The 13,181-nt window shown below is 56.6% G+C and carries 14 protein-coding genes; all 14 read right to left on the bottom strand.

The genetic code is table 11. The annotated features are described in order from the left end of the window. Nucleotides 1-657 (bottom strand): RNA-binding protein, encoded by a 657-nt coding sequence (locus FQB27_RS02125; protein ID WP_169559216.1) that lies wholly within the window; start codon nt 655-657, stop codon nt 1-3. Beyond that, nucleotides 626-2,185: a transcription termination factor NusA gene (nusA, locus tag FQB27_RS02130; RefSeq protein WP_169559217.1), complete on the bottom strand. Its 1,560-nt coding sequence runs from the start codon at nt 2,183-2,185 to the stop codon at nt 626-628. Before nusA ends, FQB27_RS02125 begins: the two co-directional genes overlap by 32 nt. Nucleotides 2,186-2,211: 26 nt before the next feature. After that, a complete protein-coding gene (gene rimP, locus FQB27_RS02135) occupies nt 2,212-2,703 on the bottom strand; it encodes a ribosome maturation factor RimP (protein ID WP_169559218.1) in 492 nt (163 codons plus the stop codon). Nucleotides 2,704-2,882: 179 nt separating this feature from the next. Beyond that, entirely contained in the window at nt 2,883-3,584 is a 702-nt protein-coding gene (trmB, locus tag FQB27_RS02140) for a tRNA (guanine(46)-N(7))-methyltransferase TrmB (protein WP_169559219.1), read from the bottom strand. Nucleotides 3,585-3,592: 8 nt separating this feature from the next. Further along, nucleotides 3,593-4,762, bottom strand: coding sequence for a methionine adenosyltransferase (gene metK / locus FQB27_RS02145; RefSeq protein WP_169559220.1), 1,170 nt, complete (start codon nt 4,760-4,762; stop codon nt 3,593-3,595). Nucleotides 4,763-4,912: 150 nt separating this feature from the next. Further along, complete coding sequence (locus FQB27_RS02150) at nt 4,913-5,317, bottom strand: helix-turn-helix domain-containing protein (protein WP_169559221.1); 405 nt, start codon at nt 5,315-5,317, stop codon at nt 4,913-4,915. Nucleotides 5,318-5,529: 212 nt separating this feature from the next. Further along, on the bottom strand, nt 5,530-7,089 hold the full coding sequence (lnt, locus tag FQB27_RS02155) for an apolipoprotein N-acyltransferase (protein WP_169559222.1): 1,560 nt from the start codon (nt 7,087-7,089) through the stop codon (nt 5,530-5,532). Continuing rightward, on the bottom strand, nt 7,086-8,006 hold the full coding sequence (locus FQB27_RS02160) for a hemolysin family protein (protein ID WP_169559223.1): 921 nt from the start codon (nt 8,004-8,006) through the stop codon (nt 7,086-7,088). The genes lnt and FQB27_RS02160 overlap by 4 nt, the downstream gene beginning before the upstream one ends. 6 nt (nt 8,007-8,012) lie before the next feature. After that, the gene (gene ybeY / locus FQB27_RS02165) at nt 8,013-8,606 is read right to left on the bottom strand and encodes an rRNA maturation RNase YbeY (protein ID WP_206374204.1); all 594 of its coding nucleotides are present in this window, start codon (nt 8,604-8,606) and stop codon (nt 8,013-8,015) included. A gap of 79 nt (nt 8,607-8,685) precedes the next feature. Beyond that, the gene (locus FQB27_RS02170) at nt 8,686-9,726 is read right to left on the bottom strand and encodes a PhoH family protein (protein WP_169559224.1); all 1,041 of its coding nucleotides are present in this window, start codon (nt 9,724-9,726) and stop codon (nt 8,686-8,688) included. Nucleotides 9,727-9,740: 14 nt separating this feature from the next. Next, on the bottom strand, nt 9,741-11,102 hold the full coding sequence (gene miaB, locus FQB27_RS02175) for a tRNA (N6-isopentenyl adenosine(37)-C2)-methylthiotransferase MiaB (RefSeq protein WP_169559225.1): 1,362 nt from the start codon (nt 11,100-11,102) through the stop codon (nt 9,741-9,743). Nucleotides 11,103-11,266: 164 nt separating this feature from the next. Further along, on the bottom strand, nt 11,267-12,052 hold the full coding sequence (locus FQB27_RS02180; protein WP_169559226.1) for a lysophospholipid acyltransferase family protein: 786 nt from the start codon (nt 12,050-12,052) through the stop codon (nt 11,267-11,269). 35 nt (nt 12,053-12,087) lie between these two features. Next, nucleotides 12,088-12,573, bottom strand: a complete 486-nt coding sequence (locus FQB27_RS02185; protein WP_169559227.1) for a Fur family transcriptional regulator — start codon at nt 12,571-12,573, stop codon at nt 12,088-12,090. Nucleotides 12,574-12,658: 85 nt separating this feature from the next. After that, nucleotides 12,659-13,054: a Ros/MucR family transcriptional regulator gene (locus tag FQB27_RS02190; RefSeq protein WP_206374206.1), complete on the bottom strand. Its 396-nt coding sequence runs from the start codon at nt 13,052-13,054 to the stop codon at nt 12,659-12,661. Nucleotides 13,055-13,181 lie beyond the last annotated feature (127 nt).

Consider the following 13,181-nt stretch of genomic DNA (forward strand, 5'->3'; position numbering starts at 1 on the left):
CTACTCCGACTTCGGTTCTTCAACCTGCATGCCCGGGTTCCGAAAACCTGCCAATTTCGAAACTTCGGCCATGAACTTTTCCGCGAGCCTGCTCTGTATCATGCAAACATGAACAGCATTATCCCGGCCCAATGCCTTGCTCAATTCGTCGATGTTGAACAGTTCAATCAGTGGCAGTTCTTTCGCTAACCGCCGCAATTTGCTTCGTCCATCATCGGCGCCGTCGTAAGCCGCTAACAATGCAACGGCCTTACCAGCCTTCAGGGATTGTTCCACCTTGGCAAAACCCGTGGTGACAAATCCGCTCTTGCGCCCCAGACCCAACAGGTCGAGGCACCGTTTGGCCAAGCTGCGTTCAACATTTTCCGGCAAGTCTGGATCATGTTTGACCACGCGTTTGGCCGATCTTGAAAACAACCCCTTCTTCAGGGCCATTTCCAGCATCTCTCTCTGGCTCGTTACCCACATGCCCCGTCCGGGCAATTTCATGTGGATATCATGAACCAGCATTCCATCAGGCGAGACGACAAAGCGAAGCATCTTCGCTTTGTCCTGAACCTGCCCAGAGGCTATACACCGCCGGACCGGTTCACTCAAGCCTCGTTGTTTGTTTAGAGAAGAAGCTCTAGGCTTCTTCTTCTGTACTTTCGTCTTCACCAGCGGGTTCCTCGTCATCGAACCAGTGTGCCCGGGCGGCCATGATAATGTTGTTCGCGCTTTCCATATCAAGGCCGAACTCGCGAAGAATTCCGTCTTCCTGATTGATCAGTTCGTCGCCGGACAGGTCCGCGAGATCATCCAGTTCCTTGATGCCGGCTTCCCCAAGGGCAACCACCATGGCAGGGGACAGGATTTCCAGGGCGACCAGTTCGTCACTGACGCCAAGTTCCTGCCGCTTTTCTTCCATTTCGGCGTGGAAGGACTGGATATATTCCTGTGCGCGGCGGATCAGTTCTTCGGCGATTTCCTCGTCAAAGCCCTCGATATCGGCAATCTCACCGACTTCCGCGAACATCACATCCTCGATAGAGGTGAACCCCTCCGTGGACAGAAGCTGCGCAATGGTTTCATCCACATCCAGACAATCCATGAAGGTCTGGGTGCGTTCGGTAAACTCGGCCTGACGGCGGGAGGATTCTTCTTCCTCGGTCAGGATGTCGATGTCCCAGCCGGACAGCTGTGTGGCCAGACGGACATTCTGGCCGCGGCGACCGATCGCCAGGGACAGTTGCTCATCCGGGACCACAACCTCGATGCGGTTGGCTTCTTCATCCAGAACCACCTTGGCAACCTCGGCCGGGGCCAGCGCGTTCACAATGAAGCTGGCCTGATCCGGGGACCACTGGATGATGTCGATTTTCTCACCCTGCAGTTCGTTGACCACGGCCTGCACGCGGGAGCCCCGCATACCGACACAGGCACCAACCGGGTCGATGCTGGGATCGTTGGACAGTACGGCAATCTTGGCGCGGCTTCCCGGATCGCGGGCAACGGCCTTGATTTCAATGATGCCGTCATAGATTTCCGGCACTTCCTGACCGAACAGTTTGGCCATGAATTGCGGATGGCTGCGGCTCAGGAAAATTTGCGGACCGCGCTGTTCGCGGCGCACGTCATAGATATAGGCGCGGATGCGGTCTCCCTGACGGAAACTTTCGCGCGGCAGCATCTCGTCGCGGCGGATGATGGCGTCGGCCCGGCCCAGATCGACCGTCACATTGCCATACTCGACCCGCTTGACGATACCGTTGATGATATCGCCGACGCGATCCTTGTATTCGTTGAACTGGCGTTCCCGTTCGGCTTCCCGCACCTTCTGGACAATCACCTGCTTGGCGGTCTGGGCGGAAATGCGTCCGAAATCAATCGGCGGCAGGGGATCGGTCAGAAGATCACCAATTTCCAGACCTTCCTTGGCGATAACAGGATCGCTTGCCGGAATCTGGGTGGCTTCATTCTCGACTTCCTCGACCACTTCGCGGACGCGGGCCAACTTGATTTCGCCCGTGCGCCGGTCGATAGAGGCCCGGATGTCGTTTTCATGACCATATTTGGCACGCGCGGCTTTCTGGATTGCCTCTTCCATGGCTTCCAGAACAATGTCCCGTTCGATGCCTTTTTCACGTGCAGCAGCGTCTGCAACTTGCAACAATTCAAGGCGATTTAAACTTGCAGCCGATTCCATGACTTATATTCCGTCCAATTATCAGATCAGGAGCTGGTGCCGCCCTGGGTCGCGGCAATCAATTCGTCTGTTAAAACCAGTTTTGCCTTTCTCAAATCGGAAAAAGGCAAGGTGTATGTTTCTCCTGTGTCCGTATTGAGGAGGATCATCTCCCCATCCGTTCCCAGAAGTTTTCCGCGATAGCGGCGCTGACCATCCACGGCCGCATCCAGTTCAACCTTGGCCTCGAAACCGGACCAGCGGTCGAAATCTTTCAGGCGTGTCAGTGGCCGGTCAATACCGGGGGACGATACTTCCAGATCGTATGCCCCGGAAATCGGGTCTTCCACATCAAGCAGTGCAGACACCATGCGGCTGACTTCCTCGCAGCCCTCAATGGTCATGGTGCCGTCTTCCTTTTCGGCCATGATCTGCAGAATTGGCCGGTCACCTCCTGTGAAGGTCGCGCGGACCAGTTCGTATCCCATATCCTCAAGCGAAGGTTTGATAAGCTCAGCTATTTTGGCGGTCGGATCCAATGAACTTCCTCACATGTTGTCGTCAGTGCCGAAAAAAAAGGGCCAGAAAATAAAAAACAGCGGACCTTCGGCCCACTGTCCCGGAGCCCATCCTTTCGGTGAGCGAACAGTATTTAATTAGCTATATAATAGCTGAGTCAGCGCCAAAGCCAAGTTTTTTCTTGTATCAGGCTTTCATATCAGGCGCGTGGGACCCGGCGGAACCGGTAGTAGACCGACCGCCTGCCTTCCCGCTCCGCTTTCGCCTCATAGCGGGTTTTGGGCCAATCCGGGCCACGCACAAGCCAGTCTGACGGGGATTCCGCTGTCCAGACGAAGTCTTTTGACTGCAGCATGAACCACAGAATCCATGCACCGTAATCCGTATGGTCGGTTGCAATTCTCAGTTCCGCATTATCCTTGAGAATGCGGGCGAGGGCATTGACATTCTTGTGGGACACGAATCGCCGCTTCTTGTGGGACGATTTTGGCCACGGATCGGCGAACAGAAGAAACCCCTTGTCAAGGGAGGCATCCGGCAGTTTTTCCATCAGAAGCTCTGCCGCTTCATTGTGAACGCGAACGTTGGAAGAGCCGTTTTCTTCCAGCTTGCCAATCAGCGTGGCAACGCCGTTCAGGAACGGCTCGCAGCCGATAATCCCGGCTTCTGGATGGTGGTCCGCCTGCCACGCCAGATGTTCACCGGCACCAAAGCCGATTTCCAGCCAGTATTCGCGGGTTGCCGGGCCAAAAAGCCCGGCAAGGTCGATGCTGTCCCGATCCAGCGGGACACGGATTTGCGGCAGGATGTCGTCCACGGCATGGCGTTGGCCCTTGCGCAGCGGTTTGCCGCGCCGGCGACCATAAAGGATACGCTTCCGTCCTTCAGGAATTTCCGTCATGTCAGACCTTATCCCAGAGCACTCTTCAGGCTGTCGACCAGATCCAGTTTCTCCCAGGAGAAACCGCCATCCTCGTCCGGTGTGCGACCGAAATGGCCGTAGGCAGCGGTCCGCTCGTAAATCGGGCGGTTGAGGTTCAGGTGCTCGCGAATGCCGCGCGGGCTGAGGTCCATGCACTGCATCAGCACATCAGACAGGCGGCTTTCATCCACGCGGCCGGTGCCATACAGATCCACATACAGGGACAGGGGCTTGGAAACGCCAATGGCATAGGAAACCTGAATGCAGCATTTGTCGGCAAGGCCGGCGGCAACCACGTTCTTGGCCAGATAGCGGGAGGCGTAGGCCGCGGAACGGTCCACCTTGGTCGGGTCCTTGCCGGAGAAGGCGCCGCCGCCATGGGGCGCTGCGCCGCCATAGGTATCGACGATGATCTTGCGGCCGGTCAGTCCGGCATCCCCGTCAGGGCCGCCAATGACGAACTTGCCTGTCGGGTTGACGTAGAATTCGTCTTCCGGGCACATCCAGCCTTCCGGCAGGACGGAGGTTACATATTTCCGGACAATCTCGCGGACTTCCTCGGTCTCCACGCCTTCCTGATGCTGGGTTGAAACCACCACGGAGGCCGCCCGCACCGGCTTGCCATTTTCATAGACAAGGGTAACCTGGCTTTTGGAATCCGGGCCAAGGGCGGGCTCGGCGCCGGAATGGCGGGCCTCTGCCAGGGCTTTCAGGATGTTATGGGAGTAGTAGATCGGGGCGGGCATCAGGACGTCGGTCTCGTTGACCGCATATCCGAACATGATCCCCTGGTCACCGGCGCCTTCGTCCTTGTTGCCGGAGGCGTCAACGCCCTGGGCAATGTCTGCGGACTGTTCGTGCAGATAGACGTCAACGGCGGCATTCTGCCAGTGAAAGCCGTCCTGTTCATAGCCGATATTGCGCACGGCATTGCGGGCCACGTCTTCGATCATGGCCTTGTTGATGGAGGCGGGGCCACGGACCTCACCGGCGAGAACGATTCTGTTGGTCGTTGTCAGGGTTTCGCAGGCAACTCTGGCATAGGGATCCTGAGACAGGTAGAGATCAACGATCGCGTCAGAGATTCGATCGCAAACCTTGTCAGGGTGACCTTCAGATACAGATTCGCTGGTGAAAAGATAGTTTTGAGTAGGCACTGATTTACCTCGGCTTTCCGTTATCAGGGATTGCTGCAAACTTCATGGGAAGTTCCGCAAATTGATTCGTGCAGTCCCGAACATTACTGTCTTACCTTGTTTGGTCAAGACAAGATTGCCGAACAGGGTGCTGGAGGAGCCCGGAATGCCTCAGTTGCCGTCGAATTCCTGTCCGCCAACCGCCTTGATCAGTTCAAACATCCTTTTCCGGATGTCCTCGTCGGGAATTCGGTAATAGGCCCGGACCAGTTCCAGTGTTTCCCGTTTTGACAGGCTTTGCTGTTCAAATTCGCTCTGGGAGGATTGCAGGCCCGGTGTGGCATAACCGGATTCGCCCGCCATGTCGTCAAAGAAGAATGAGGGGGGAACGTCAAGAATCTGGCTGAGCTGAAAAAGCCTGCTGGCGCCGATCCGGTTGGTCCCTTTTTCATATTTCTGGATCTGCTGGAAGGTCAGGCCCAGTTCATGCCCGAGCTTTTCCTGACTGATTCCGAGTAATCGGCGGCGCAGCTTGACCCTGCTGCCCACATGAACATCCACCGGATGTTGCGGCATTATGTTGTCCCCCTTTTGAGTGCGGATTCATATTATAGTTGATTTTGGACAATGTTAACATACTAATCGCATTCCGTTCATATGTCCGGCTTTTTTATAGGGGTCCCGCGATTGGTCTGGATACCTGCCGGTGGAGGGGGATGCCAGAGCGGACCAATAAACAATAAAGGGTTGATTACCCCCTGTGTCATGCTCTGGAAAGTCGGCGTTTTTTAGGGCCGCTGCCGGAAATGTCCGATCCCGCCAATCAGCAGACATAACAGCACAAGGGTGAGGGGGAGGATTTCCCCATACCGCGCATAAAGGGTTCGTCCCGGAAGGGGCGCGGGGATCTGCCCGTCAAGAACCCCTTCACTGTTGAGGGGCAGCGAGGCCAGTACCCGGCCATAGGGATCGACAATGGCGGAGATGCCAGTATTGGCGGCCCGGATCAGGGCGACGCCCTGCTCAATGGCGCGAACCCGGCTGGTGACCAGATGCTGATAGGGGCCCGTGGTATCGCCAAACCATCCGTCATTGGTGACGTTTAGCAACCATTCGAACGGCTGTCCCTGATTGATTTCCCACGGGAAGGTCACCTCATAACAGATCAGGACGCGGGCCGCAGGCAACAGCGCGGATTGCAGCACCGATCCCGCCCCCGGCTCCGAGGCGGAGAAATCAGACATGGCATCAAGGGCCGGGATCAGGTCCACAAGGCCGATCGTTTCCAGAAAGCCGCGAAGGGGAAGATATTCCCCATACGGGACCAGATGCTGTTTGTCATAGGTGGCGTCAATCTTGCCGTGGCTGTCCAGAACGGCGACACTGTTCCAGTATTCCCGGCGGTCCGGGGATTGGCGGGGGGCGCCTGTGACGATGGCCCCGCCTTCCGGGACAATGCGCTGAAGATACTGTTTCAGATTGTCGTCGGTTGTCAGGAAGAACGGCACGGCGGTTTCGGGCCACAGATAGAGGCGCGTGCCCGGTGCGGGGGCAGCCGCGCTCATTTCCGCCAGCTTCCTGACATGGCCAAACCGGAGGGGGCGTTTCCACTTGTCGGCTTGGGGAACGTTGGGCTGCACGATCCTGAAATCACTATTTTCAAGGGGTGCCGTCGTGGCCCCGGAAAGGCGCCAATATCCGGCGCCAGCCATGACAGCCATCAGCAGAACCGTCAGGATCATGGCCCGGTTCCGAACCCGGACGCTGAGCCCCGTTTCCGCCAGCAGGGCGGGCAGGGTGCTGATCAGGACGGTCAGCAGGCTGAGGCCGTAAATGCCGATATAGGCGGTCCATTGCAGCATGGCGGGGACATCTCCCCACGCATAACCGGCAAGGTTCCACGGAAATCCGGTAAAAATGACGCCCCGGACATATTCCATGACGGTCCAGAGGCCGGCAAAGGCAATGACCCGGAGGAGCGGGTGCCCCTTGATAAGGGCGGTCAGCAGGGTCGCAAGCCCCGGAAAAATGGCGAGAAAAGCGGGCAGCGCCAGAACGGGCAGGGGGATCAGGGCCGCATGGGCGTTGGCATCAATGGTGAAGGCAACACCGATCCAGTACAGACCAGCGATAAACTGACCCCAGCCGAACCACCAGCCGATAAAGAAGGTTTGCCAGCGGGTTCGGGCGGTTGAGAGCAGTAAAAAAAGACCGCTATAGGCGATCGGAAGCAGAAAAATCAGGTGGAACGGCGCCAGTGTCAGCGCCACGCTGCCCCCCAAAAGAAAGGAGAGCAGGGCGGTTTGGAAAAAGCCAGCCCTGCTGAGACGTTCCGTCAGGACCCTCATTCAGGGTCCATCAGCATTTCAGGGCGACGGCGAATGCGGACCCGTTTGACCTTGCGGGGGTCGGCATCAATGATCTCGAAATCAAGACCACTTTCATGGCTGATGATTTCGCCGCGTGTGGGGATGTGGCCTGCCAGTTGGAAGACCAGACCGCCGACCGTATCGACCTCTTCATCCTCTTCTTCCGGCAGAAGGTCGATATCCAGCAGGGCTTCCAGATCGGGGATCGGGGCGCGGGCGTCGGCCTCGATCGCGCCGGAGCCGCCAACTGCAATCAACGGGCCTTCCTGCTCGTCATGCTCATCCTCGATATCGCCGACGATTTCCTCGACCAGATCCTCGATGGTGACCAGACCGTCAATGCCGCCATATTCATCGACCACATTGGCCATGTGGGTATGGGTGGCCCGCATCTTGAGAAGCAGGTCCTGAACGGACATGGACGGGGGCACAAACAGGATTTCCCGCTTGAAAGACAGCCAGTTCGTCTTGTCTGTTTTTCCCCAGAAATGGATCAGGTCCTTGATGTGGAACATGCCGATCACATTATCCAGCGTTTCCTCGTATACGGGCATGCGGGAATGGCTGGTTTCGGCAAACCGCTCGACAACCTGCTCAAGGGACAGGCTGGAATCGATGGCTTCAATATCGGCGCGGGGGATCATCACATCGCGAATGCACAGGTTGCTGATGCCCAATATGTTGGTCAGCATGGCCCGCTCTGACGGGTGAATGGTCTGTTCGCTGTCGTCGTGGGCTTCGATCAGCTCCTCAAGGGCGGTTCGGACACTGCTGTCCGTTTGCGGGGAAAAGCCCAGATGTTTCAGAATGTTGGATAAAAATCCGTTTTCCGAGTCAGAGGGGCTTTCTTCCTCCGAGGAGGCATTCAGTTTTTCAGCAGAAAGATGATCGTTCATGTTTTTTCAGGTAACTCCGTCCTGAAGATTACGCCCTACGAGATAAGGGTTGTCAATGTTCATTTTAGCCAGAATTTCCACTTCCAGCCCTTCCATTTCCTCGGCCTCGTCATCTTCGATATGGTCGAAGCCCAGCAGGTGCAACATGCCGTGGACCAGAAGATGGCAGAAATGGTCGTCAAGGCTCTTGCCCTGTTCCTTCGCCTCGGCCTCGACGGTGGACCGGGCAATGGCGATATCCCCCAGGAAAAGGGGCTCGTCAAAGCGGACGGCTTCTTCCAGCGTTTCGGCACTGAGATGGGTGTCGGGGAAGGACAGGACATTGGTCGGTTTGTCCTTACCGCGATATTCCCGATTGAGGTCCTGTATCTGGGGATCGTCTGTCAGCAGGATGCTGATCTCGACGGTTGCTTTCTCCATCGGTTCAGCGGCAAGAATGTCCGGCAAGGCCTGTGTCAGGCATGATTGGACAATCGTCTGGACACGGTGTTCGTCGGCAGCGCTGTCCTGTTCCCAGTTGCCCTGCTCCACTGCAATGGCAATGTCACAGGTGAAGGGTAAGTCGGCCAACCCGGTTGGCGCAGGGTCTTGATGTGTCAAAGTCGTATCAAATACTGTGAGATCATATCAGGGTAAATGAGGGGCGTTGCCCCCCGGTTCAAGAGGTCGGGTGCGGAATTCAGCCGGATTTGGTTTTCAAATTCAGCTTTTTCTCCCGTTCATGCTCGCCGTAAGCGCGGACAATGCGGGTTACCAGCGGGTGTCGGACTACGTCGGTTTCGCCGAAATTGATGAAGTCCACGCCTTTCACGCCTTTCAGGATTGTCACCGCTTCCTGCAGGCCGGAGCGAACGCCCAGCGGCAGGTCCACCTGTGACAGGTCACCGGTAACCGCCATGCGGGAATTCTCGCCCATTCTGGTCAGCAGCATTTTCATCTGGACCGGGGTCGTGTTCTGGGCCTCGTCCAGAATGATGGCGGAGTTGGCCAGTGTCCGGCCCCGCATGAAGGCCAGTGCGGCCACTTCAATCTCGCCATTTTCAAGGCGTTTGACCACTTCCTCGGCGGGCAGCATGTCATAAAGGGCGTCATAGAGCGGGCGAAGATACGGGTCGATCTTGTCGCGCATGTCACCGGGCAGGAAGCCCAGCTTTTCCCCCGCTTCGACGGCCGGGCGGGCCAGAATGATCCGGTCCACCTGATTCTGGATCAGCATGGAGACGGCCACGGCGACGGCCAGATAGGTCTTGCCTGTACCCGCCGGGCCAAGACCGAAGACCAGTTCATGTGTCTGCAGGGAATTGACGTAATAGGCCTGATTGCTGGAACGCGGGGTGATCCGGCGTTTCTTGGTAACAATCATTGTGCCGGTTTCCGCAACCGATCCCCGCTTGCCGTCAGAGGCAGGCCCGCCGCGCACCATGCGAATGGCCGCATCCACTTCCGCCTCGGTCACATCCAGACCCTTTTGCAGACGCTCGTAGAGATCTTCAAGAACCTGACGGGTCATGACTTGCGCGTCGGCATTGCCGGCGATGGCAAGTTTGTTGCCCCGCGGTGTAACCGATACCTCAAGCCCCTGTTCGATGCGGGCAAGGTATCTGTCATGCTCTCCGACCACCTGTGCCAGCAGGTGATTGTCTTCAAATTCTATAACGGTCTGTTGATCGTCTTTTTCTGAAGCGGCCTTCTTGTTCGGGCGAGGGGGTTGTTGCGACACTTCTGCTCCTGTGTTCACGCGGCGTCGGCTACGCCACCGGATTTAAGTTTTCCGCGCAGGGAATTGGCGTTGCCTTCCTCGATAATGACCGTGGCGACGCGTCCGATCCTGTGCGGCGGGGACTGAAGGTAGACGGACTGCATATACGGGCTGCGCCCGATAAGCTGGCCTTCCTTTTTCCCTTCCCGTTCCAGAAGTACAGGGATTTCTTTACCCTTAAATGACTGGTTGAAGGCAAGTTGCTGTTCGTTCAGCAGGGCCTGCAGGCGGGCCAACCGTTCGGACTTCACATCCTCGGGGATCATCTGGCCTTCCAGTGCCGCCGCCGGGGTTCCGGGGCGCGGGCTGTATTTGAAGCTGTAGGCCTGGGCATAATTGACATCCCGGACAAGCTGCAGGGTGTCTTCGAAATCCTGATCCGTTTCACCGGGGAAGCCGACAATAAAGTCCCCGGACAGGGCCAGATCGGGACGATAGCTTCTCAGTTTCTCGATAATGCGGCGATATTCCGCGCCGGTGTGGCGACGGTTCATGGCTTCGAGGATACGGTCTGAACCGGCCTGAACGGGCAAGTGCAGATAGGGCATCAGGATATCCACATCCCGATGGGCCCGGCACAGATCCTCTGTCATTTCCAGCGGGTGCGACGTGGTGTAGCGGAGGCGCTCAAGGCCGTCTATCTCGGCCAGCATCTGGATCAGCTCGGCCAGCGAGGCGGCCTTTCCGTCTTTCCGAAGCCCGTGATAGGCATTGACGTTCTGACCCAGCAGGGTGATTTCACGGGTGCCGCCCGCGACCATGCGTTTTGCTTCGGAAAGGATGTCGTCGGTGGCGCGGGAAAATTCGGCGCCGCGTGTATAGGGAACCACACAGAAGGCGCAGAACTTGTCGCAGCCTTCCTGAACGGTGAGGAAGGCGCTCAGTTTGGTGTCGATGGCTTCTGCCGGAAGATGGTCAAACTTGGGTTCAACCGGGAAATCCGTATCCAGAACCTGTCCGGCCCCGCGGCTTGCCGCCGCCAGCATCTCGGGCAGTTTGTGATAGGATTGCGGGCCAAAAACCATGTCCACAAAGGGCGCCCGTTTCATGATTTCCTCGCCTTCGGCCTGCGCAACGCAGCCCGCAACAGCAATGATCATGTCCCCGTCGCCGGTTTTCTTGCGCTCTTCCCGCATTTTCCGCAGCACGCCCAGTTCGGAAAATGTCTTTTCCGAGGCTTTCTCGCGAATATGGCAGGTGTTCAGGATCGCCATGTCCGCAGATTGGGGCTTATCGGTCAGGTCATATCCAAGGGGGGAAAGGATATCGGCCATACGGTCAGAGTCATAGACATTCATCTGGCAACCGTATGTTGAAATATAAAGTTTCTTGGTCACAATTCCTCGCTGACCACTGTAAATACCAACTGGGTTTTTTGTCCGCAAACCCTCAGAAAAGCGGACGCAGCGCCTCTCCTATCAGGTTTCTATGCAAGAATGAAGAAATAGATGGGGAAAGTCAATCTGATGACAACCCCGCATGTTTCCGGCTTCCGCCCTGATTACTGTTTTTCCGGTCGTCCTGTCAATGCGCGGGCCAGTCCCTCGGACACCGTGTTCTGGCAATCCCGCGCCATTTCCTTGCGCGACGCATACTGGTCAATGGTGACCGGCTCATGGAAGCGCAGTTCCGCCGTTACCCGTCCGGCATTCAGGAATTGCCAGACATGGCTGATCAGTTCCTCGTCGCCAACCCACGCCACAATCCCCATGGTGCTGCGGGTCATCATCAGGTTGTCCATCTGGGAAAAGGCAAGGGTAACGGGCTGCACCGTCAGCGGCATATCCCCGTTATGGCCTTCGGCAAGGGCAAAATAGGCGCTTTTGAAATTCTGCAGGACAATACCGTTTGAAGAGGTGCCTTCGGGAAACAGGAAGATGCTGTCGCCCTGCTCCAGATGGATCTGCATGTCGTCCTTGTGGTTTTTCACCGCCGGGCGGGTGCGGGCAATGAAAATGGTCTGCTGCAGTTTGGCGAGCCAGCCGATAGCGGGATAGCCAGCCACTTCCTTCTTGGCCACAAAGCTGCCCTTCAGGGCCTTGCCGATGACGGGAATGTCCAGCCACGAGATATGGTTGAAGACAAACAGGGTCGGGTGCTTTTGCGAGGGTGTCCCATGAATGACCAGCTTGACCCGGAACAGGCGGCACAGGCCGCTATGGAACAGTTGCGGCAGCACATAACGGTGCCGCGGCGCGACCGTCAGCATGACAACCTGCAGCGGAGCCATGATCAGGACCCAGCCAAACAGGCAGAGCAATGTAAAGGTTGAACGAAGTGCGCGCATGTTACCGAAGGCTTGAAAAATGCGGGAATGTCACTCTAGAAGTCCCGCTTGTGCAGCCCTGTCTGGTGAATGTTTACGACGGATTCTTCCGGGCAAACGGCTTTCTGCTTGTGGCCTTCAATGGGCTTTCCATACAGTTCCAACCGGTGATCAACCAGTTCAAAGCCCAGTTCCTCGGCAATCTGCTTTTGCAGTTCCTCGATCTTGTCGCTGGTGAATTCAATGACCTGTCCGGTCTGGACGTTGATCAGGTGGTCATGATGCTGGTCGGAGACTTCCTCGTAACGGGCGCGTCCGTCACCAAAGTCATGGCGTTCCAGAATGCCGTTTTCCTCAAACATGCGCACGGTCCGGTAGACCGTTGAAATGCTGATCGTTTCATCTGCTTCAGAGGCGCGTTTGTAGACAAGCTCAACGTCAGGATGATCATGAGATTCGGACAACACGCGGGCAATGACCCGGCGCTGTTCAGTCATCCGAAGTCCCTTTTCAACACAGAGTTCTTCCAAACGTGATGGCATTCTGGCCTCTATATATACGCAATTGAAGGATTAACCGGCCCGGAGTCTAGACGAAATTGTCTGGGGGAACCAGTAAAAGAAACAATTACTTGGAGGCTGCCTTTTTCCGTCGGGTCCCGAGACCGATTTTCTTGGCCAGGTTCCGCCGCTGCGCCGCATAGTTGGGCGCAACCATGGGATAATCGGACGGCAGGCCCCAGCGTTGGCGGTATTCTTCCGGTGTCATGTTATAGGCTGTTTTCAGGTGCCGTTTCAGCATCTTCAGCTTTTTGCCATCCTCAAGGCAGACGATGTAATCCGGGTGAACGGATTTGCGGACAGAGATGGCAGGCTGCGGCCGATCTGTGACCGGTTCGGAGGTTCCAACGGTCGACAGCGTGGAATACACTTCGCGGATCAGGTTGGAAATCTCGCTGGCTTCGACAGCATTTCGGGACAGATGTGACGTGACAATGTCTGTCGTGAGAGCAAGAAGTTCCATTTTCTCGATTTTGTCAGACACTTTATCCAGTCCTCCGTCAATTAATTTCGCTGTCTTAATAGTGTATGTTGGTTATATGTGCAATAGATGTGTAAGAATAAAGGGGCTAGCCGAAAAAATTACTCAT

The organism is Sneathiella chinensis (assembly GCF_012720115.1).
In the GTDB taxonomy this organism is placed as follows: domain Bacteria; phylum Pseudomonadota; class Alphaproteobacteria; order Sneathiellales; family Sneathiellaceae; genus Sneathiella; species Sneathiella chinensis.

What these genes read in the sequence shown, in the direction of transcription:
- lnt (WP_169559222.1), bottom strand. Translation starts at nt 7,089, where the DNA reads ATGAGGGTCCTGACGGAACGTCTCAGCAGGGCTGGCTTTTTCCAAACC.
- FQB27_RS02185 (WP_169559227.1), bottom strand. Translation starts at nt 12,573, where the DNA reads ATGCCATCACGTTTGGAAGAACTCTGTGTTGAAAAGGGACTTCGGATG.
- FQB27_RS02180 (WP_169559226.1), bottom strand. Translation starts at nt 12,052, where the DNA reads ATGCGCGCACTTCGTTCAACCTTTACATTGCTCTGCCTGTTTGGCTGG.
- FQB27_RS02190 (WP_206374206.1), bottom strand. Translation starts at nt 13,054, where the DNA reads ATGGAACTTCTTGCTCTCACGACAGACATTGTCACGTCACATCTGTCC.
- FQB27_RS02160 (WP_169559223.1), bottom strand. Translation starts at nt 8,006, where the DNA reads ATGAACGATCATCTTTCTGCTGAAAAACTGAATGCCTCCTCGGAGGAA.
- nusA (WP_169559217.1), bottom strand. Translation starts at nt 2,185, where the DNA reads ATGGAATCGGCTGCAAGTTTAAATCGCCTTGAATTGTTGCAAGTTGCA.
- FQB27_RS02150 (WP_169559221.1), bottom strand. Translation starts at nt 5,317, where the DNA reads ATGCCGCAACATCCGGTGGATGTTCATGTGGGCAGCAGGGTCAAGCTG.
- trmB (WP_169559219.1), bottom strand. Translation starts at nt 3,584, where the DNA reads ATGACGGAAATTCCTGAAGGACGGAAGCGTATCCTTTATGGTCGCCGG.